Below are 20,816 nucleotides of genomic sequence, written 5' to 3' on the forward strand. Positions count from 1 at the left end.
ACCGGCGGCGTGCACCCGGGATCGTCCGGCGGCAACTCCGGGTCGTACTCACACACCGGCGGCGTGCACCCGGGATCGTCCGGCGGCAACTCCGGGTCGTACTCACACACCGGCGGCGCCACACACCCCTGCGGGCGGGTCGCGCTCGCACTCCGTCCCGCGTGGCTGTCGGTCTGCTGCCCGACATCGTCGAACCAACGGGTCATGCCGGATGAATACGAGTCGTTGACGACGTCGAACGCGAGGGTGTGGGTGCGAATGAACGCCTGACTGTCGGGGATGGCCGTGTCGAACCCGCCGTTCTCGATGGACCATCGCGCACCGCGCGCCGCGTCGGACCGAATCGTGTACGTCGCCGTCCAGCCGTCACGTACACACTCGGTGCTGACCGTGATCTCCGGGTGGTGTGCGCTCGCCACCTGGGGAGCGACGAGGGTGATCGTCAACCCGCTCAGAATGATCGCCAACGCCGCGACGATCCGCCGCAACAACGCGCGTTGCATCAAAGTACCCACTTCCGTTCGCCGTTCGAAGACACAGAAAGTGAAGGTCTTGGGGCCGCCGCCCCATTCGCCGCCTTCGCCGCCTGCAGCTCACCAGATCTAAGAGCCCCGGCGCACGCAAATCATGCGAATCTGGTTACAGATCCGTGACGATCGAGCGAACCCCGGTCCCACGAATGGTAGCCGGCGCCGCTGGGTCGCGCCCAAGCGGGGCGCGTCAGACGTAGCGGCGGACGGCGATGATGACGTTCTTCGACGGCAGCGGAGCCGTGATGACGGCGTTGCGGGTACGGCTGGCGTGCACCCAGCTCCGCGAGTCGATCGCCATCCCGACGTGGTCGATCGTGCCGTCCCAGTCGTCGTCGAGGAAGACGAGGTCGCCGGCCTGGATCGATCCGCTCCAGAAGTCGACGGCGGAGCCCTGGGTGGCCTGGGTCGCGGCATGGTGCACGAGCTCGACTCCGACCTGCGCGTAGGCGGTCAAGGTGAGGCCTGAACAGTCGAACGTCGCCGGACCCTTCGTGAAGAACACGTACGGCTTGCCGACCTGGGCGAGGGCGTACTGGAGCGCGCGACCTGCCGGGCTCGATGCCGCCTGTTCGGGCACGGCCGGCGCCGGTGCGCCCGCGGCCGCCGACGCGCCGACGGGGAGCTGGATCTCCTGTCCCGGCATGATCAAGCTGTCGACCGTCATCTCGTTGACGGCGAGCAGGGCGGCGAGACGAACGCCGTACCGTTGGGCGATGCCGACCAGCGTGTCGCCCGAAACCACGGTGTGCGCCCGCCCGCTGGGTGCGGCGGCCTCGGCGACGTCGGGGATCACGAGTGCCTGACCGGGCATGATGAGGCTCGATGCCTCGAGCCCATTGGCGGCGAGGAGCGACCGCAGCGTCACACCGTGCTCGAGTGCGATGCCCCCCAGCGTGTCGCCCTCGACGACCGTGTACGTCGTCGCCTCGGCGGCGACGGATGACGAGACACCTGCGACGGCGCCGGCGCCGATGACGGCGGCGAGCGAGACGGTGCGGAGGGTTCTGGTCCAACGTGCCACGAAAGACCTATCGGCACCGACGACGAAACTACGCAGCTGCAATTCGCGTTTGGACTGGCCGTCGTGGCCCGGACGCCGGTCCACGACCTGACAGAGTCGGAATGACATGAAGTCGTTCGGCCTGTTCTTCAGCTACTTCGCGGCGTCGATGCAGCGGCGCAACCTGCGCTTCCTCGTCGGCCTGCTCGCCGTCTTCGCCGCCCTGGTGGCGGTCTTCACCGTCGTCTTCCACCTCATCATGGACTACGAGGACCAGTCGCACAGCTGGGCGACGGGCGTCTATTGGACCTTGGTCACGATGACCACGCTCGGGTTCGGCGACATCACGTTCCAATCCGACCTCGGTCGCCTGTTCTCGGTCGTCGTCCTCCTCAGCGGCTCGCTTTTCCTCCTCGTCCTGCTCCCGTTCGCCTTCATCCAGTTCGTGTTCACGCCGTGGATGGCGATGCGGGAAGCCGCACGAGCGCCGCGGCAACTTCCCGAGGACACCAGCGGCCATGTCATCCTCACCATGCTCGGCGCCATCGAGGAGACGCTGATCCGACGAGCCGTTCACGCCGGCGTGCCGTACGTCGTGATCGCCGGCGCGCTCGAAGAGGCGCTCCAGCTGCACGACCGCGGCTACAGCGTGCTGTTCGGTGAGGTCGACCACCCCGACACGTACGCCTCGGCCCGCGTCAACAATGCCGCGCTCGTCGTCGCCACGCGGGGCGACATGGCCAACACCAACATCACCTTCACGGTCCGCGAACTGGCGCCCGGCGTGCCGATCGTGGCCACGGCCAACGACGTCGCGGCGATCGACAACCTCGAGCTGGCCGGCGCCGACAAGGTGCTGCGGCTCGGTGACATGCTCGGCGAGTCGATGGCCGACCGGGCGTTGCACCCGGGTCGCGCCCACGTCATCGGGCGCTTCGCCGGCCTCCGGATCGCCGAGGCCACGACCGCCGGTACCGACCTCGTCGGGAGCACGCTCGCCGCCGTACGGCTGCGCGAGCAGACGGGGACCGGCGTGCTCGGCGTGTGGCAGCGGGGCAGGTACACCACCGCCCTGGCCGACACCGTGCTCGGAGAGTCCGACCTGCTGCTCCTCGCCGGCACGCCGGAGCAGCTGGCCCGCTACGACGCGGCACACGCTCCGCCGCCGACCGAGCCGGCCGGCACCATCATCATCGGCGGCGGACGGGTGGGCCGCGCCGCCGGCGCCCTCCTCGCCGAGGCGGGCGTGGAGTACCGCATCGTCGAGCAGCGACCGGAACGCATCCGCGACCCCGACACGTACGTGCTCGGCGACGCGTCGGAGCTCGACGTGCTCGAGCGGGCGGGGATCGCCGACGCCGCCACGGTGATCGTGACCACCCACGACGACGACGTGAACGTGTACCTGTCGATCTACTGCCGGCGGCTGCGCGACGACCTTCGCATCATCGCCCGGGCGATCCACGACCGCAACGTCAGCACGCTGTATCGCGCCGGGGCCGACTCGGTCCTGTCGTACGCGTCGATCGGCGCCACGGCGATCTGGAACCACCTGTATCCGAACGACCTCGTGCTGCTCGCCGACGGTCTCAGCGCCTTCCGCCGCCCCACACCGCCGGCCCTCGCCGGGCGCACGCTCGCCGACAGCAACCTCGGCCGCGACACCGGCTGCAACCTCGTCGGGATCCGTCTCGACAGCGAGGTGATCGGCAACCCGGAACCATCCACGGTGCTGCCGGCGAACGGCGAGCTCGTGCTCATCGGCGATGCCGACGCCGAAGCCCGGTTCTCGGCGCGGTATCCACCACCCCGCCGCCGGTGGAGCAATCCCATCCGCAGCCGCACTCGCTGACGGCCGCTGACGGCCGCGGGGCGAGCTCATCCGAGTATGGAGGGTCCCGGATCGGGACCCTCCATACTCGGATGACGTTCAGTACTCGGATGGGCGAACGGTGGTCAGGACTCGCTGGTCTCGGAGCTGTCGGTGGCGACGGTGTCGGCCGCATCCGACGAGTCGGTCGCATCCGACGAGCCGGACTCCCCAGCTGCGGTCTCGGCGGTGATCAGCTCGCCCTCGACCGTGATGATCTGGCTGGCCGGAGCCTCGCCGGCCGAGCACGCCTCGATCGTCTCGACGGCGGTCGCCGCGATGCCGGGCCAGTCCTGGCGCACGGTGGCCACCCAGTTCTCGCCCTTGGCCACCTCGGCGACGGCGAAGTCCTGACCGTCGACGCCCGTGACGATCACCTCGGTCCGGCCGGTCTCCTGCGTCGCCTGGAAGGCGCCGAGCGCCGACGCGTCCCACGCCACCCAGATGCCGTCGATCTCGCCCTCGGGGTACTTCGACAGCAGGTCCTGCACCGTGGTCTTGGCGAAGCCGGTGGAGTCGGCGGGGTCGCCCTGGATGTCCTCGATGATCTCGATGCCGGCCTCCTCGAACAGCGCGCGGGCGGCCTGAGCCCGCAGGCGCACCGGCTCGAACGGGTCGAAGTGGATGATGACGATCCGGCCCTCGCCGCCGATGGCATCGATCATGACCTGGGCGCTCGTCTCGCCGAGGAACTCGTTGTCCGACGTGATGTTGGCCGTGATGCCGTCGGCCGCCCCGGCGTCGAGGCCGAAGACGGGGATCTGGGCGCTGGTGGTCGCGGCCAGGCCGGCGCCGAACTCGAGCGGGTCGCCCATGCCGAGGACGATCGCGTCGGCACCCTGAGCGAGAGCGTTCTCCATCTCGCTGTTGACCGCGGCCAGGTCGCCACGGGTGTCGACCATGGTCACGTTGAATCCCGCCGCCTCGGCGTCGCCGGTGAACGCGTCGACGACCTCCTTGGTGGCCGGCTGGTCGGAGTAGTACGGCGAGACGATGGCGATGTCGGTGATCTCGTTCTGGCACACGGCGGGGTCGACGGCCCCACCGCCGGCGGCGGCCGTGTCCGACGGCTCCGTGCCCGCTGCCGCGCCGGTCGCTCCGGCGACCGTGGCGAGGGCGAGAACGGCGAACGGTGCGGTGGTCCGCACGATCGAACGGCGAGTGGTCATGTCAGTTCTCCCTGAGAAGTCGAAAGTTCAGTCGTCAAAGTGCAATCGATCAAGGTGCAATCGATAGAGGTGTGTCGATGTGTGCGCCGCCGTCCCAGCCGTCCATCCAACGGGTTCAGACGATCGGCTCCCCCCGGGCCCGGCTGGACTCGGCCAGCGAAGTCAGGAGCGGCGACATCGTAGGCACCAGGGCGTCGAAAATAGAAGCGATGTGGTCATGAATCGACCGGCGGACCGTGTCGGGTGCCGTCGGCGCGCCGACCGGCTGGATGGTCACCGTGTCCACACCGAGGGCGACGTGCGCGGCGGTGACCGCCCCCAGCACCGCCGCGTGCTCGACTGCGACGGGGGTGACGAGACACCCGGTGACGTCGGCGATCGCCTGACGAAGGGCCGGCGAACGCGACGCGCCGCCGCACACGACGAGTTCGTCGCTGCCCGGCGCCACCTGCCCGAGGAGGTCGCGCACGGCATGGGCGAGACCTTCCACCACGGCGGCCGCGATGGTGGCCGTGGTCGTGGCCCGACGGGCACCGACGAGCATCCCGGTGGCCTCCGGCACTCCCCTGGCCCCGTCGAGGTAGGGCACGAACAGCACACCCTCGGCAGCCGCGCACGTGGACGCCGCCATCGCCTCGAGATCGGCGATGGCGGCGCCGCCCAAGAGCTGCTCGCGGGCCCAGTCGAGGGCGGCTCCGGCGACCGACATCTGCGCAGCCGCCATCCACGAGTCCGGGCCGAGGCCAGGCAGCACGATCACGCCGGCGGTCCGCCGCGGCACCGCGGTCGATGCGGCGACCCATCCCGACGAGCCGAGGTACGCGTAGGGCCGCTCCAACGCCAACCCGCACACGCCGATCGTGGTCGCCGCGGCGTCACCGTTGGCGTGCACCACCGGGGTCCCCACGGCCACGCCGAGGGCCGCCGCACCGGCCGCCGACACCTCGCCGGCCACGTCGGTCGCGGCGACCAACGACGGCAGGGGCACGCCGAGACGTTCGACGACGGGCGGCCACCACCGCCCGGCATCGACGTCGTACAGGCCGGTGGTGGCGGCCGTGCTCGGATCGCACGCGGCGACGCCGGTCAGCCGCATGACCACGAATCCGGCCGCGCCGAACAGCACCCGCCGGGTTCGCTCCGCCACGTCGGGCTCATGGGTGGTCAGCCAACGCCACTTCGCCGCAACATGAGACGGGTCGGGCGCCGCGCCGATCGCCGTGTCCCACGCCGGCCCCAGGTCGGAGACCAGAGCGGCGTGCTCGACGGTTGCCCGTACGTCGCTGTAGAGGATCGCCGGTCGGGTGGCGGCACCGGAGGCGTCGACGCACACGAGATCCTGCATCTGGCCGGTCACGGCGACGGCGTCGACGCCGATCGAGCCCGGCCCGCACCCGACGCTGCCGGCGACGGCGGCGGCGGCCCTCCGGGTGGCCGCCCACCAGTCCTCCGGGTCCTGCTCGGCCCATCCGGGGTGCGGGCTGCTCAGGAGGTAGGACTCCTCGGCGGCGGCCACGACGTCGCCGTCGTCGACGAGCGCCACCTTGACCGCCGACGTGCCGACGTCGACGGCGAGCACGCGTGTCATCGGGTGCTCATCGAGACGTCCGAAGGCGGGACACGGCGAGCGGCAGCACGGCGAGGAGGATGGCGAAACCGAGGATCACGGTCTGCAGGTAGGAGTTGATGCTGGTGTAGTTCAGGCCGTTCTCGAGGACGCGCAGGAGCACGACGCCGAGCATCGTCCCGGGAAGGTTGGGCAGCCCGTTGCGGAACATCGCCATGCCGAGGAACACGGCGGCGATCGACGTCAGCATCCACGGGTTCGGCGCCGTCAGGTTGGCGGTGGCGTTGTTCGCCGACTGGAGGATCCCGGCCGCGGCAGCGGTGACGCCGCAGATGGCGAACGCCAGCAGCCGCATCCGGGGCACGTTGATGCCGGCGTAGCGGGCAGCGTCGGGGTTGCCGCCGACGGCGTACATCTTGCGGCCGAGCGGGGTCTGGTCGAGCAGGAACCAGATCACGGCGGCGACGGCGAGGGCGAAGAGCACGCGGTTGGGGATGCCGAGCACCTGACCGCGTGCGACGGCGGCGAAGTTGTCCTGCACCAGGCTGTACACGGGAGACCCGTCGACGCGGAACGACGCCACATTGGCGAAGATCAACGACGTCGCCAGCGTGGCGATGAAGGCGAGGATGCCGAGACGGGCCACGAGCAGGCCGTTGAACACACCGCCGAGCAGGCCGATGAACAGGCCGAGGAGGATGGCGAGCAGCACGTTGGACGGGTCGTGCGGGTCGCCGTCGAGGGTGGTGGTCGACACGAGCACGCCGGTCGACACGGATGCGAGCGCGGCCAGTCCGCTCACCGAGAGGTCGAACTCGCCGACGACCATCACGACCGTCTGGCCGGCGGCGACGATGCCGACGAACGCCACCGCACCGAGGACGTTGTTGACGAGATTGACCTTCGACAGGTAGCGGTCGCCGTACAGGGCGCCGAAGATGGCGACCATCGCGAGGAGGGCGAGCGGTCCCGCGAACGGCCGCAGTCGGGTGAGAGTCATGAGGCCTTTCTGCCGTAGCAGGCGAGGAGGAGGTCGTGTTCGGTGGTGGTGGCGGTGGCGAACGTGCCCGTCGAGGCGCCCTCGTGCATGACGAGGATGCGATGGGTCAGACCGAGCAGCTCGGGCAGCTCCGAGCTCACCACGACGACAGCGGCGCCGGCGGCGGCGCGCTCCTCGATCAACCGGTAGATCTGGCTCTTGGTGGCCACGTCGACGCCGCGCGTGGGCTCGTCGAGCAGCAGCACGTCCGGGTGGAGAGCGAGGAACTTGGCCAGCACGACCTTCTGCTGGTTGCCGCCCGAGAGCGTGAGCACCGGCTGAGTGAGCGACCGGTAGCGCAGGTCGAGCTGCTCGGCGAGGCGAGTGGCGTGGCGGCGGCTCCGCGCCCGTGACATCACCGCACCGGCGAGGCGCCCGGCACCGCCCCGACCGGCGCCGTACGTGTGCCGGGCCACGGTGGTGAGGTTGACGTTGCGCTCGATGTCGCTCGGCACGAGACCCGACGTCCTGCGTTCCTGGGGCACGAGCGCCACGCCTCGGCGGTGTCCGGCGCGCACACTGCGCGGGGCGAGCGGTTCCCCGTGGAGGTCGATCGTCCCTCCGGCACGGGGTTGCACACCGGCGATCATGCGCAGGATCTCGCTGCGACCCGAGCCGGCCAGACCGGCGATGCCGAGCACCTCCCCGGCGCGCACCTCGAAACCGACGTCGGTGACGCGCGGCCCCGAGAGCCGTTCCACGCGGAGCACGACGTCGCCTGGCTCGGCCGCCTTGGGCGGAAAGATCGCGTCGATCGGCCGGCCGGCCATGGCCGCGACGAGACCGTCGACGCTGGCATCGGCGATATCACCCTCGGCGACGAGTTGACCGTTGCGCATCACCGAGTAGGTGTCGCACACCTCGAGCACCTCCTCGAGCCGGTGCGACACGTACAAGATGGCCACCCCGAGGGCCCGCATGCGTCGCATGGCATCGAACAGGAGGCGGGACTCGGCGTCGGTGAGGGCCGCCGTGGGTTCGTCGAGGATGAGCAGCCGGCTGTCGTGCGACAGGGCCCGGGCGAGCGCCGTCATCGTCCGCCCGACCGGGCTCAGCGAGGACACGTCGGCCCTGACGTCGATCGTCACGCCGAGGTCGTCGAACAGCTTGCGGGCGCGGGCGTGCAGAGCGCGCCAGCGGATGGCACCGAGGCGGGTGGGCACGTCGTGGCCGAGCAGTGCGTTCTCGGCGACGGACAATCCGGGGACGATGGACAGCTCCTGGTACAGCGTCGAGATGCCGTGGGCCATCGCCGAGCGCGGATCGTCGAGGTGCAGGGGATCGCCGTCGATCTCGACGTGGGCGTCGTCGGGCCGCACGACGCCGGAGAGGATCTTGATCACCGTCGACTTGCCGGCGCCGTTCTCGCCGAGCAGGGCGCGCACCTCGCCGGCCTCGATCGTCAGGTCGACACCGTCGACCACCGTCACTCCCCCGTACGACTTGGTCAGCCCGCGGGCGACCAGACGCGGCGGAGCCGCGCTCATCACGCCGCTCGCCACGGAAGGATCCACCGCCGACATCGCTGACTAGTTTGGTCGGGGTTTCGGACAATCGCGAAAGTCGGTGCCGAACTCCGCGCGGGCGGACACCCGACCGACCGGTAGAGGCCCGAACCAACAACGGCATGCATGGCCGGAACACACGACCCGGCCTACATGGCCGGAACGCACGACCCGGCCTACATGGCCGGAACGCACGACCCGGCCTGCGTGGCCTGAACGCAAATCAACAGAGAGGCGAACAAGGACATGGCGGCGTACTGCGGCATCGACGTCGGCACGCAGGGTTCCAAGGCGGGCGTGTATCTCGACGACGGGACGTGCGTGGGCGAGGGGTACGCCGAGCACGCCTTCCACCACCTCCGCCCCGGCTGGGTGGAGATGGACCCCCACCAGATCGTCGACGCCACCGTCACCGCCGTCGGCCGGGCGGTGACCGCGGCGGCCGGCGCCGGCGTCGCCGCGACGGGCGTCGCCGCGGTGGCGCTGTCGGGGATCCTGTGCGGCCCGGTGTTCGTGGACGACGACTGGCAGCCGGTGCGCCCGCTGATCCCCTTCCTCGACGTCCGGGCGACCGACGAGGTGGCCTGGCTGGCCAACGACGTCGAGCCGCGCTGGGTGACCGAGTCGGCCAACGCCACGCTCGACACCTACGTGATGCCGGCGGTGTACGAGTGGATCCGCCGCCACGAGCCCGACGTGAGCCGGCGCATCCGCAAGGTTCTGTCGCTGGCGCCGTTTGTCGGCGGCTGCCTCGCCGGACTGTCGGCGCGGGACGCCTACACCGATCCCTCGCACCTGTCGGGCTGGATCATCGGCTGGGATGCCGCCGCGGGCCGTCCGTCGCCGGCCCAGCTCGACAGCCTCGGCATCCCGCTCGACCTCGCCCCGGAGGTCCGCGCGCCATGGGACGTGATCGGCACGCTGACGCCCGCAATGGCCACGCGCACCGGTCTGGCAGCCGGTACGCCGGTCTGTGCCGGGGCCGGCGACGTGATGCAGTCCAACCTCGGCGCCGGCCTCACCAGGCCGGGTCTGGCGAGCGATGTCGCCGGAACGGCGTCGATCCTCACCGTCGGCGTGACGGCACCCACCCCGGCGATCACCGCCGTGCCGGGGATGCTGTACTCCCTGGCCACGATCCCCGGCCAGGGCCTCTACTGGGGCTACGTGAAGGCCGGTGGCCTGTCGCTGCGCTGGTTCCGCGACAACGTGCTCGGCCGGGTCGGCGACGACGCGATGTACGTGGAGGGCGATGGCCTCGCCGCCGACGTCGGACCCGGCGCCGACGGCGTGCTCTTCACGCCGTACCTGTCGGGCGGCAATCCCGACAACCCCGACGCCGCCGGCATGTTCCTCGGCATGACCGCGGCGACGACGCTCGGCACGCTGTGGCGCTCGATGCTCGAGGCGATCGCGTTCGAGTACGCCGACTTCCTCGAGGTCTTCGCCGCCAACGGCATCGACGTCACCGAGGTCCGGGCGGTCGGTGGCGGTGCCCGCAGCCCACTGTGGAACCAGATCAAGACCGACGTCGTCGGCGTGCCGTGGCGGGTCCCGTCCCGCCAGGACGGTGCCGTGCTCGCCGACGCGGCCGTCGCCGCCATCGCCGCCGGCGGTGGTGCGGGCGACGAGTTGTCACGCGTCGTCACGTCGTGGGTGGACACCGGCGGAGCCGGCGGGGGCGCCGTCGACCCGGTGGCCCACGCCCGCTACCGGCAGGTGCGTGACGCCCGCCGCTCCCTCCTCACCGGGCCGCTGCGCGAGTCCTTCGCCACCCTCGCCCCATTGCGCACGGCGTGACCGTTCCGCCCTTCTCCGGTGGTTTGGCGCCGACCGGCGCCGACGGGGCACAGTGAAGCGATGTCACTGAAGGCCGTCGTGCTCGACATCGAGGGCACCACCTCGTCCACCGGGTTCGTCCACGAGACGCTCTACCCCTACAGCGCCGAGCGCTTCGCCAACTGGATCGCCGCCCACGCCGACGATCCCGACGTCGCCGCCCAGGTCGATGCCGTCCGGGAGCTCGCCGGCGAGCCCGACGCCGACCTCGACCGGGTCGTGTGGTGGCTCCACCACTGGCTGTCGCGCGATGAGAAGATCACCCCGCTCAAGGCCTTCCAGGGCTGGATCTGGGCCGAGGGGTTCGCCGCCGGCGAACTCGTCTCGCACTTCTTCGATGACTCGATCCCGGCGATGCGCCGCTGGCACGCCGCCGGGCTCGTGCTCTACATCTTCTCCTCGGGCTCGGTGAGCGCGCAGAAGGCGTGGTTCGGCAATTCGCCCGACGGCGACCTGCTGCCGCTGCTCACCGACCACTTCGACACCGAGAACACCGGGCCCAAGCGGCAGGCGTCGTCGTACGAGGCGATCTCGACATCGATCGGCGTGGCGCCGTGCGAGACGGTGTTCCTCTCCGACCTCGTCGCCGAGCTCGACGCCGCCAGGGAGGCGGGCTGGCACACGGTGGGGGTCCGGCGGACTGGTGACCAGTACTACGACCAGGGCGTCGGCGACCACCTCGCGATCCACTCGTTCGACGAGCTCGACCTGTCCGGTGACGCCCCCGCCGCTCGCTGACCGCTACGACCTCGTCGTCGTCGGCGCCGGCATCACCGGCGTGCAGGTCGCACGCGAGGCCAGCCTGCGCGGGTTCGGAGTGCTCTTGGTCGACAAGGGCGACTTCGGGTCGGGGACGAGCTCGGCGACCACCAAATACCTGCACGGCGGCATCCGCTACCTCGAGCAGTACGACGTCGCCGTCGTCCGGGAGAGCCTTCGAGAACGACGCATCGCCGCCCTCGCCGCGCCGCACCTGGTGCGCCGTACCCGCTTCCTCCTTCCCGCCTGGTCGTGGTCCAAGCCGGGCGCGCTCAAGCTCGGCGCCGGGGCCGCCCTCTACGACGCCCTGTCCCTCAACCGCAACCGCGACGCGCCGTCCGGCCTCCGCATCGACCGCTCCCGCTGGCTCGGCCGCGACGACGTGCTGCGCGCCGTGCCCTGGCTCGAACCTGGCGAGCTGCGCGGCGCGGTGGCGATCACCGAGGTGCTCAACATCCACCCCGAGCGCCTGCTGCTGGAGTTCCTCCGCGACGCGATCGCCCTCGGCGCCACGGCCCGGAACCACACGGAGGTCACCGGCTTCTCCACGCGGCGTCGGGCCGACGGCAGCCTGGAGGTCCGTGGCGTCCAGTTGCGCGGCACCATCGACGGCACCGCCAGCTCCGTCGAGGCCGGAGCGGTCGTCAACGCCGGTGGTCCGTGGATGGGGACGGTGCTCGACCGGCTCGCCGGCGGCGTTCGTCGCTTCGGCCCCACGGTCTCGCCGTCGAAGGGCGTCCACCTCCTCACCCGACCGTCACCGGACGCGACGGCGGTGACCGACGCCGTGATGGCGCGGGCCCGCACCGGTCGGCACGTCGTGGTGTCGCCCTGGATGGGCCGCGAACTGATCGGCCCCACCGACACCCCCGTGGCGGACTCGCCCGACGACGTCGCCGCCGACGACGGCGACGTCGACTCGCTGCTCGACATCGTCAACTCGTGCCGCGCACCATCATCCCGGCTCACGCACGAGGACGTCGACGACGTCACCGTCGGCATCCGTCCCCTCGTCGCCGATCCGTCCGACGGCGACGGGCGCAGGAGCTACACGGCCAGCAGGCGGCATCGGATCTATGACCACACCGAGGACGGCGTCGCCGGACTCTGGTCGATCGCCGGCGGCAAGTGGACCACGGGCCGGGGTATCGCCGAGGACATGGTCGATCGGCTGGCCGGTGCCAGGGCCGGTCGCCGCTCACCGACACGGCGCCGTCCGGCTCCCAGCGCGGCCGGCTGGGCTGCCGAGCCATCGGAGGTGTTCCGCATCGCCTCCGCTCACCGACCCGGCGTCGCGCTCCCCGGCCCGGTCCGCGAGCACCTCGCCCGCCTCTACGGCACCCGCGCCACCGACGTGATCGATCTCGTGGCCGACGAGCCCCGCCTCGCCGAGCCGGTCTCCGACCGCGCCGGTCAGCGTGACATCGCCGCCCAGGTCGTCGTCGCCGTGACCGACGAGGACGCCCGCACGCTTGCCGACATCGTCGACCGACGATTGGTGCTCGGCACGCTCGGTCGTGTCACGATCGACGACCTGCAGCGCGTGGCCGCCGTCGCCGCGCCGCTGCTCGGATGGGCCGGCGACGGAGCCCCGGCCGCGGCTGCCGAGTTCGAACGACGCGAGCGTCGTCGGGCGCGGTGGGCGGCAGTGTCAGGCTGACGCCACCGGGTCGGTCACAGCGGTGCGCCCGGCGCGGCCGCGGGTGGCGCTGCGACCGATGAGCGCACGGATCAGACCGGCCGCCACCGCCGTGCTCACCAGCAGCCAGGCGACCGCCTGGTACACGGGACTGCCGGCGTCGGTGCCGGCGAGCGCCCCGTGCACCACGGCGCACCACACCAGCACGGCGCTCAGCGAGTGGAGACGGCGCCACAGTCGCTTCGGGAGCCGCTTCATGAGGAGCGACGAGACGTGCACGACCACGAGGATCCACATCGCGACGACGCCGAACGTCACGGCGACCGGCCGCCACGTCGAGGCCATCGGCACGAGCACCTCGATCGGCCCGAAATGCACGAAGTCGTCGGCGACGAGGGCGAGCACGTGAATCGCCGTGCCCACCACGACCAGCGAGCTCAGCCACCTGTGCATCGCCAGCAGCCACGCGGGGCGGTCGTGCGGCTTCATCGCTCGCGTCGCCAGCAGCACCCCGAGGACCAAGGCGGCCACGAGCAGCACCAGCGTCATCACGCCCGCAGCCCGCGCCAGATACCACCACACTTGCTCGTTCATCACGAGGCGACCCCGATGCCGCGAGGACACCGCAGGGCGCGCCACGCGGCGTTGGCGACGAGCCGTCCGTCAGCTCGAACGGCGAGCACAGCGGCCTCGCCCACGAGCCGGTCGCGGCTGGCGAACCCGTCGACGAGGATCGCCGTGGCCAGTACCTCCGCATCGGCGGCCGCACGGGTCGCCACCGAGACCTGCACGATGTCCGGAGCCGCGACCCTGCTGACCGGGCACCCGGTGCGTGGGTCGACGACCGGACGGCCGCGGTGCCCGACGCCGCCGGGTGCGGGTCCCGTTCCCGACGTGGCGAGTCCCCCGTCGGCGATCGCCACGTGGTCGATCACTCCGTCCCAGCCGGGAGCTCGCACGGCGATCACGCTTGGGGAGACCACCCGCAGGTCGCCACCGACGACGACACGCACGCCGGTCGCTCCCCAGGCCAGCAGATCGGCCGCCACGAGGTCGGCGGCGAGACCCTTGCCGATTGCTCCGCCATCGAGCTGCACCCCGGCGGGGAGGCGGATGCGCAGGCCGTCGGCGTCGACGATCGTCTCGTCGATCCAGTCCGACCGACCGTTCGTGTGATCGAGCGTGGTCGTCGCCTCGCCGTCCCGCCCGGACCACCACCTTGCCGGGCCCAGGCCGATGACTCCCGTCAGCAGCGTCGGATCGAAGGAACCCGCCGTTGCCCGCACCCCGCTGGCCATCGCGCCGAGCAGCACCACCGTCGACGGGTCGACGACCACCGGTCGACCGTCGGCGCGGTTGAGGCGCGAGATGTCGCTGTGCGGGAGGAATCGGCTCCAACACCGCTCGAGGTGCCGCAGCCGATCGAGAGCGGCGGCGGCGAGCCGGTCGCCGCGGCCGCGAGGGGCCGCCACCGTGATCTGCCCGCGGCAACCCATCACCCGCCCACGAACCGTCGACACCGCTACGCGGCTCGGCTCGAACGTCATCGCGATCGCTCGGTCACGACATCGGCGATCGGCGGTGACGTCGACGAGGCGACAGCGGTCGTCACGGGAACCGGTGCCGAACCGCCGGGCGGGCTGGTGCTCGCCATCACGCTCAACGGGACGGCGGTCGGCGGCGGAACGGCGGATGGGGCGACGGTCGACACGACCCCTGAGCCCGCGGTCGGACCGGGTTCCAGGTCCGCGGGCGGCGGAGACGGCCGGGCGGTGATGCCGAAGTAGCCGACGAGGCCGAACGTGATCACGCCCGACGCCCCGAGCGTGACGTAGCGGGCGACCTCGGCGGGGCGGCGAGTGGCTGGACGGGGACGCGGATCGTCAGTCATCGCCACCGCCGTGACCGCTGCTGCCACTCCCGCTGCCGCTGTCCTCGTCCCCACTGCCCCTGCCACTGCCGCTGCTGCTGTCGTCGTCGCTTGCATCGTCGTCGCCTCTGTCGTCGTCGCTCGTGTCGTCGTCGGTGCGCACGGTCACGACGACGACGCCGCGCACGAGGCTCGCTTCGAATCGCACGTCGCCGCCCGCCGTCGAGCGCAGGCGGATCTCCACCGACGTCGAGTCCTCCTGCTCGGCCCGGTCGACCTCCCATCCCGGGTGCGGCGCGACCGACACGATCGTGAGAACACCACCGGCCGTGTCGAGGATCGCCGTCGCCGCGTCACCGAGACGGAACGTCTGCTGGGTCGTCGATCCCGATGTCGTCGCGCCGGTCCCGACCGGGGCCGTCGTGGTGGTGGAGGGTGCCGCCGTCAGAGGTGTGGTCGGCACGATCGCCGCCGTGGCCGCCGTCGTGGAGGGAGCGGTGGTCGTCGCGCCCGTCTCCACCGGCGGGGCGGTCGGGGCCGGCAGCGTGAGGTCCGCCTCGCCGGGACCGGACGTCGTGGGCGAGACCAGCGGCGCCGTCACGGGAGGTGCTGCGCTCTGCCGCAACACCTCGGAGTTGACCACTGCCGCCGCCGTACCGGCGACCAGCACGCCGCCCACGGAGAGGATCATCGCGAGGCGTGCCTGCATGGCCTCACGGTAGGCAGCCCTGATCCGGCGGTCGGCCAGTGATCATCCAAGATTCGTCCAAGATCTCCGCCGGAGGGCACCCTGCCGGTGATCACGGCGGCGTCGCCGAGCAGAATGAGAGCGTGAAGCTCCTGCTCGTCGAGGACGACCGGGCCATCGCGCGGTCCCTCACCGAGGGCCTGACTGCCGACGGCCACCACGTCGAGCACGTGTCCACCGGTCTGGACGCGATCGCCACGGTCACGCACGGCGACCACCAGATGATCCTGCTCGACCTCGGCCTGCCCGACCTCGACGGCCGCGACGTGTGCCGCGAGATCCGCCGCGTCTCGTCCGTGCCGATCATCATGATCACCGCTCGCGGCGACGAGCTGGATCGGGTGCTCGGCCTCGAGCTCGGGGCCGACGACTACGTCACCAAGCCGTTCAGCATGCGGGAGGTGCTGGCCCGCATCCGGGCCGTCGCCCGCCGAACGATTCCGTCGCCGACCGACTCCACGTCCTCGGCCCCGACGGCCGCAGCAACGCCCGGGACCGAGGAGTCCGTCCAGGCCATCGGGCCGCTTACGATCGACCGGCGGACACGGCGCGTCCACCTCGACGGCACCACCGTCGAGCTCACGGCCAAGGAGTTCGACGTGCTCGCCTGCCTCGCCGACGACCCCGGCGCGGTGCGGACGCGCACCGAGATTCTCGAGCAGGTGTGGGACATGAACTGGTTCGGACCGACGAAGACCGTGGACGCCCACGTCGCCGCCCTCCGCAAGAAGCTCGGCGATCATCGCTGGATCGACGCGGTGCGCGGTGTCGGATTCCGGCTCGAGGTGCCCCCGGGGGTCGACGACGGATCGACGGACTCGACACCGTGAGGTCGCTGTGAGGTGGCGGCTGCTCGCCGCGTTGCTCGGCGTCGTCGCGATCATGCTCGTCGCCCAGGATGTGCCGCTCGTGTCTCACCTCCGTCGCGTCGAGCGCGATCGCGAGCTCACCGACCTCGAACGGGACGCGTTCATCATCGCCGGCCAGGCCGCCACGGCGCTGCGGCTGGCCGACGATCCGGCCGCGGCCGATGACGCCGTCAGCCTGCAGTTCGATGCCCTCGTGGGCTCGATCGAGAACCACACGTCGGTGTTCGATCGCGACGTCGTGGTGGTCGACAGCGACGGCACGGTCGTCGCCAGCGCCGGCGGCGACGAGATCCCGGCCGGTGCCGATCTCAGCGCCGACGCCGACATCGCGGCGGCGCTCGGATTGACGCCGGCGGCGGGAGACGACGACGATGTCGTCTCGGTCGCCGTGCCGGTCCTCGACGGGGCGGCGGCGGTCGGTGCCGTTCGGCTGTCGTCACCGGCGTCGGTCATCGACACCCGGGCGAACCGTCGCGCCCGGGGCCTCGTCTGGGTCGCCGTGATCTCGCTCGGGGCCGCGGTGGTGGTCGGTCTGTTGCTCTCCAGCACCGTCACCCGTCCCCTGCGCCGGCTCCAACGATCGACCGAGCGGGTCTCGTCGGGCGACTTCGACGCCCGCGTCGACGAGTCCGAGGGCCCGGCGGAGATTCGGCAACTGGCCCGTTCGTTCAACGCCATGACCGAACGCATCGCCCGCTCCGTGGAGGAGCAGCGGTCGTTCGCCGGCGACGCGTCGCACCAGCTGCGCACGCCCCTGACGGCGCTCCGGCTGCAGCTGGAACGCACGACGGCCCTCGTCGGCACCGACCCGGACGGCGCCCTGCGGAACCTCGAAGCGGCCGCCGACGAGATCGCCCGGTTGCAGCGGATGATCGACGGTCTCCTCCTGCTCTCCCGGTCCGACGACCACGACACGACCGACCTCGTCGCCGTGCGGGTCGACGAGCTGGTGGCCGAGCGAGTTGCCGTGTGGGGGCCGCTGGCCGAGGAACACGGCGTCGAGGTGACCTCCTGGGTCGCCGGGCCGGCCACGGCGACGGCCCTGCCGGGAGCGGTCGAGCAGATCGTCGACAACTACCTCGACAACGCCATCGCCGTGGCTCCGGAGGGAACGGCCGTCGAGGTGGTCGTCGACGTCGGCACGACACGTGAGCGACCGACGTCGGTGACGGTGCACGTGCTCGACCGTGGCCCGGGTCTGACCGACGACCAGCTCGCCGAGGCGTTCCGCCGCTTCTGGCGGGCACCGGACAACCGCCATGACGGCACGGGCCTCGGACTGGCGATCGTCGCCCAGCTGGCAGCATCGAGCGGCGGAACCGTGGCGCTCGAACGACGCCCGGGCGGCGGCATCGACGCCTGGGTCCGCCTCCCCGCCGCGTAACTGACGGGATGCGCTCGCCCCCGTCGCTCCGAGATAGTGCCAGGCACTATCTCGGAGCGACCTGCCGGGATCATCCCGTCAGGTTGCGGGGCAGGGGGTCAATCGTCGCCGCCATGGTCGTCGTGGTCGTCGTCGCCACCGCCGGGCCCGCGGTCGCCACCGTGATCGTCGATGGTCGTGACGGTGGAACCACCCGACGGTGTCGTGACCACCGTGCTCGAGGTCCGATCGTCGTCATCGTCGTCGCGGTCACCGCCGTGGTCGTCCACGGTCGTCACGGTCGAGCCACTGCCGGGCGTCGTCACCGCCGAACCAACGCCCGGCGTCACTGCCGAACCACCGCCCGGCGTCGTGGCCGCCGGTCCCGAACCCATGCCCGGCGTCGTCACCGACGGGCCGTCGTCGTCCGGGCGAATCGTCGCGACGGGCACGCCATCCACGATCGCCGCATCGAATCGGACCCGATCGATCGGGGACTCGAGCCGGAGCTCGAACGTTCCGTCGTCGTCCTGCTCGAATTCGACGATCGCCCAACCCGGATGCGGTGCGAGGGCGACGACCTGGAGCCGACCGTTCACCGTGTCGACGATCACGGTGGCCGCCTCGCCGATGACGAAGCGTTGCTGCGTCGGTGCTCCGGGCACCGGTTCTCCGACCACGACGGCCTCCCCCGGCAGGGTCAGCACCGGGCCCGGGACCGACGCCGATGTCGGGACCGAGGAGGAGGAGGAGGAGGAACCCGGCGTGGACGAGCCGGTCGACGCCGGCTGGACGATTCCCGGCAACGACGCGGGGAGGCCGGGTGAGGCGGCATTCACCGCCGCCGACGCCGAGCCGGCGGTCAAGACACCGCCGAGAGAGAGGAGCAGGATCGTTCGTGTACGCATGCCGGCGACGGTATGGATCGCCCGTCGCAGCCTCGGCGCACGCAGATCCAAGGAACGTCGAAGTTCCGTCGCAGAGTCTGCGGGCGCGCCCCTCACCGACCCGGGGTCACGGCAGGTCGACGTCGACCCAGACGGCGGCGTGATCGGACGCGGCGTGCCGCGCCGACGTGATCTCGTCGAAGATCGGCCACGAGGGCTTGCGCTTGGTGGTCGGTGCACCCCACAGCCCGTCGCGGAACACCCCGCCCGCCGTGGCCCGCAACGCCAGCTCGGGAGACAGGAAGACGTAGTCGAGCCGGTTGCGCAGCGAGCACGTCTGCCACGACCCCGGCTTGCCTCCAGCGTCGAACACGGAGAGCGAGTAGCAGTCCACGAGCGCCAGGTCCGGCCGGTACAGCGGCTCGAGCGACGGCGCGACGCCATCAGGGGCCGTCGGCCCCTGATTGAGATCGCCGACGATGGCGACGAACCGGGCGCCCGACATGCGCAGCCGCCGGTAGATGTCGACCACCCGCTCGCACTGCCGGCGGCGCAGCGGCCCGGGGTCGCCGTCGGTCCACGACTGCGACTTGAAGTGGTTGACGATCACCCACAGCGGCTCGCCGGTGGGCCCTGTGTCGATCTCGTACACCGGGGCGTCACGCGAGAACAGGCGTCGGTCACGCCGGGCAGGATTGGGATGACCGGTGTCGCGCTCGTCCACGTGCGAGGTCACGCTCCGGATCGGGAACGGGGCCGTCGTGAGCAACCCGACGTCGATGCTGCGGCGGTCGTTGCCGTCGACGATCATCACGTGGCGGAAGCGGTCATGCAGCATCACGGTGTTGAAGTCGACGAGCGCCGGGCGCGCTTCCGCCTCGATCACGGCCAGGACGTCGGGGGCCAGGGTCTCGATGACCTTGGCCGTCATCCGCACGGCCAGTTCGTCGACCGGCTCGACCACCAGCTCCAGCCAGCCGATCCAATCGGCCCGCCCGGTGGCCACGATCTCCATGCCCGTCGCCGCCCTCACGACGAGGAAGTCACCGCGGTTTTCGCGCAGGACGGCGAACGCCGCGTCCTGGTTGCGGTTCAACACGACGCGTCCGTCGGGCGCGGTCACCGCGACGCCCAGCGTGAGGAGGTCGCCGATCATCGCCGCCTTGTCGGCGTCGCTGTACACGAGCTGTTGGGCGAGCCGGTTGAACCGCTCGAACGCCGCCAGCCGCATCGTGCTGTCCGGGGACGCCGGATCGAGCGCGCGGGCCCGAGCGAAGAGGTTCTCCACGTTGAACGACGCCAGTCGCACCTCCGGAGTGTCGCATGACACGCCGCGGGCCGCCTGCGAATTCGGGGTGGGGCTTCGCCGCCGCCCGCACCGCTGGGTATCGTGGGCGGCGAACGAGGGGGAGTAGCTCTCAATCCGTCGGTCGACATGCTGGCTTCGAGGGAAGTCCGGTCGGCGGGCCCGCACGTGCGGGCGAGCGAGACCTTCGGCCGAACGACCTTGCGTCGCGGCCGGGGTCGTTGCTCTGGTCGGGTCGCAATGTCCCGATCAGAAAGCCACACCATGTCGCTACGAGAACTGCTCCGGGCCTTCGGCACGGTGTTCCCGGCCGAGCTGCCGGACAAGACGATGATCGCCACGATCGTCCTCGTCGCGAGGTATCGCCGGCCCCTGTGGGTGTGGGTCGGAGCCGTCGCCGCGTTCTCGGTCCATGTCACTGTCGCCGTCGCTGCGGGCAGCGCGATCGGCCTGCTTCCCGACGCCGTGGTCGACGCCGTCGTCGCGACGCTGTTCGCGGGCGGCGCGGTGATGCTCTTCCGGGCGGCTCGCAACAGCGACGACGAGGCCACCGCCAGAGAGCTCGCCGTGATGGCCACCCCGCGCGCCGCGGTGATCGGTAGCTTCGGCCTCGTCGTCCTCGCCGAGTGGGGCGACCTCACCCAACTCGCCACGGCAGGGCTCGCGGCGCGCAGCGACTCGCCGCTGGCGACGGGAATCGGTGCCCTGCTGGCGCTGGCCTCGGTGGCTGCGCTCGCCGCGACGTTCGGTCGCCAGCTCGTCGCCCGCATCCCGATCAGCAAGATCAACTACATCGCCTCGGCCGTCTTCGCCGGCCTCGCGGTCTGGACGTTGATCGAGCTGATCGCCTGAT

General features: G+C 71.3%; 18 protein-coding genes and 1 pseudogene. 7 read left to right on the forward strand and 12 right to left on the reverse strand.

What is annotated here, in order from left to right; genetic code table 11:
* Positions 1 to 503, reverse strand: a pseudogene (locus tag DN771_RS09045) (hypothetical protein); the annotation flags it as partial.
* A gap of 217 nt (positions 504 to 720) precedes the next feature.
* Positions 721 to 1,554, reverse strand: coding sequence for a C40 family peptidase (locus DN771_RS09050; protein WP_162941732.1), 834 nt, complete (start codon positions 1,552 to 1,554; stop codon positions 721 to 723).
* Positions 1,555 to 1,660: 106 nt separating this feature from the next.
* Here DN771_RS09050 and DN771_RS09055 point away from each other — a divergent pair, with 106 nt between their 5' ends.
* Positions 1,661 to 3,385, forward strand: a complete 1,725-nt coding sequence (locus tag DN771_RS09055; RefSeq protein WP_116997049.1) for a potassium channel family protein — start codon at positions 1,661 to 1,663, stop codon at positions 3,383 to 3,385.
* 104 nt (positions 3,386 to 3,489) lie between these two features.
* Here DN771_RS09055 and DN771_RS09060 read toward each other — a convergent pair whose 3' ends face one another.
* The 4 genes from DN771_RS09060 to DN771_RS09075 all read right to left on the reverse strand — a co-directional run bounded on the left by DN771_RS09060 (position 3,490) and on the right by DN771_RS09075 (position 8,665).
* Positions 3,490 to 4,572: a substrate-binding domain-containing protein gene (locus DN771_RS09060; RefSeq protein ID WP_116997050.1), complete on the reverse strand. Its 1,083-nt coding sequence runs from the start codon at positions 4,570 to 4,572 to the stop codon at positions 3,490 to 3,492.
* A gap of 115 nt (positions 4,573 to 4,687) precedes the next feature.
* The gene (locus tag DN771_RS09065; RefSeq protein WP_116997051.1) at positions 4,688 to 6,160 is read right to left on the reverse strand and encodes an FGGY family carbohydrate kinase; all 1,473 of its coding nucleotides are present in this window, start codon (positions 6,158 to 6,160) and stop codon (positions 4,688 to 4,690) included.
* Between the two features lie 7 nt (positions 6,161 to 6,167).
* Positions 6,168 to 7,139 carry an ABC transporter permease gene (locus DN771_RS09070; RefSeq protein WP_116997052.1) on the reverse strand — a complete coding sequence of 324 codons (972 nt, stop codon included), beginning with the start codon at positions 7,137 to 7,139 and terminating at the stop codon, positions 6,168 to 6,170.
* Positions 7,136 to 8,665 (reverse strand): sugar ABC transporter ATP-binding protein, encoded by a 1,530-nt coding sequence (locus DN771_RS09075; protein WP_162941733.1) that lies wholly within the window; start codon positions 8,663 to 8,665, stop codon positions 7,136 to 7,138. The genes DN771_RS09070 and DN771_RS09075 overlap by 4 nt, the downstream gene beginning before the upstream one ends.
* Positions 8,666 to 8,929: 264 nt before the next feature.
* Between DN771_RS09075 and DN771_RS09085 the strand changes: the two genes are divergently transcribed.
* The 3 genes from DN771_RS09085 to DN771_RS09095 are packed head-to-tail and all read left to right on the forward strand — an operon-like array spanning position 8,930 to position 12,941.
* Positions 8,930 to 10,483, forward strand: coding sequence for an FGGY-family carbohydrate kinase (locus DN771_RS09085; RefSeq protein ID WP_116997054.1), 1,554 nt, complete (start codon positions 8,930 to 8,932; stop codon positions 10,481 to 10,483).
* A gap of 60 nt (positions 10,484 to 10,543) precedes the next feature.
* Positions 10,544 to 11,260, forward strand: a complete 717-nt coding sequence (mtnC, locus tag DN771_RS09090) for an acireductone synthase (protein ID WP_116997055.1) — start codon at positions 10,544 to 10,546, stop codon at positions 11,258 to 11,260.
* Positions 11,238 to 12,941, forward strand: a complete 1,704-nt coding sequence (locus DN771_RS09095; RefSeq protein ID WP_162941734.1) for a glycerol-3-phosphate dehydrogenase/oxidase — start codon at positions 11,238 to 11,240, stop codon at positions 12,939 to 12,941. Before mtnC ends, DN771_RS09095 begins: the two co-directional genes overlap by 23 nt.
* Here the strand turns inward: DN771_RS09095 and DN771_RS09100 are convergent.
* From DN771_RS09100 to DN771_RS09115, 4 genes are read right to left on the reverse strand one after another with little or no spacing between them, the layout of a single operon-like run.
* Positions 12,933 to 13,514, reverse strand: coding sequence for a ferric reductase-like transmembrane domain-containing protein (locus DN771_RS09100; protein WP_162941735.1), 582 nt, complete (start codon positions 13,512 to 13,514; stop codon positions 12,933 to 12,935). The two genes, DN771_RS09095 and DN771_RS09100, sit on opposite strands and share 9 nt — an antisense overlap.
* Complete coding sequence (locus DN771_RS09105) at positions 13,514 to 14,467, reverse strand: FAD:protein FMN transferase (RefSeq protein ID WP_116997058.1); 954 nt, start codon at positions 14,465 to 14,467, stop codon at positions 13,514 to 13,516. The genes DN771_RS09100 and DN771_RS09105 overlap by 1 nt, the downstream gene beginning before the upstream one ends.
* A complete protein-coding gene (locus DN771_RS09110) occupies positions 14,464 to 14,811 on the reverse strand; it encodes a hypothetical protein (RefSeq protein ID WP_162941736.1) in 348 nt (115 codons plus the stop codon). The genes DN771_RS09105 and DN771_RS09110 overlap by 4 nt, the downstream gene beginning before the upstream one ends.
* On the reverse strand, positions 14,804 to 15,499 hold the full coding sequence (locus tag DN771_RS09115) for a hypothetical protein (protein WP_116997060.1): 696 nt from the start codon (positions 15,497 to 15,499) through the stop codon (positions 14,804 to 14,806). The genes DN771_RS09110 and DN771_RS09115 overlap by 8 nt, the downstream gene beginning before the upstream one ends.
* Positions 15,500 to 15,621: 122 nt before the next feature.
* On the opposite strand from DN771_RS09115, the gene DN771_RS09120 reads away from it, so the two are divergent.
* Positions 15,622 to 16,368 carry a response regulator transcription factor gene (locus tag DN771_RS09120; RefSeq protein ID WP_116997254.1) on the forward strand — a complete coding sequence of 249 codons (747 nt, stop codon included), beginning with the start codon at positions 15,622 to 15,624 and terminating at the stop codon, positions 16,366 to 16,368.
* A gap of 7 nt (positions 16,369 to 16,375) precedes the next feature.
* Positions 16,376 to 17,791 (forward strand): sensor histidine kinase, encoded by a 1,416-nt coding sequence (locus DN771_RS09125; RefSeq protein ID WP_116997061.1) that lies wholly within the window; start codon positions 16,376 to 16,378, stop codon positions 17,789 to 17,791.
* Between the two features lie 98 nt (positions 17,792 to 17,889).
* Here the strand turns inward: DN771_RS09125 and DN771_RS09130 are convergent, their stop codons facing one another.
* Together DN771_RS09130 and DN771_RS09135 are read right to left on the reverse strand one after the other, a co-directional pair.
* Positions 17,890 to 18,678 carry a hypothetical protein gene (locus tag DN771_RS09130; RefSeq protein ID WP_116997062.1) on the reverse strand — a complete coding sequence of 263 codons (789 nt, stop codon included), beginning with the start codon at positions 18,676 to 18,678 and terminating at the stop codon, positions 17,890 to 17,892.
* 106 nt (positions 18,679 to 18,784) lie between these two features.
* Positions 18,785 to 19,966 carry an endonuclease/exonuclease/phosphatase family protein gene (locus DN771_RS09135; RefSeq protein WP_116997063.1) on the reverse strand — a complete coding sequence of 394 codons (1,182 nt, stop codon included), beginning with the start codon at positions 19,964 to 19,966 and terminating at the stop codon, positions 18,785 to 18,787.
* A 237-nt stretch (positions 19,967 to 20,203) separates the two neighbouring features.
* Here DN771_RS09135 and DN771_RS09140 point away from each other — a divergent pair, with 237 nt between their 5' ends.
* Entirely contained in the window at positions 20,204 to 20,815 is a 612-nt protein-coding gene (locus DN771_RS09140) for a TMEM165/GDT1 family protein (protein ID WP_205528498.1), read from the forward strand.
* Position 20,816 lies beyond the last annotated feature (1 nt).

This window comes from Desertimonas flava, from assembly GCF_003426815.1.
In the GTDB taxonomy this organism is placed as follows: domain Bacteria; phylum Actinomycetota; class Acidimicrobiia; order Acidimicrobiales; family Ilumatobacteraceae; genus Desertimonas; species Desertimonas flava.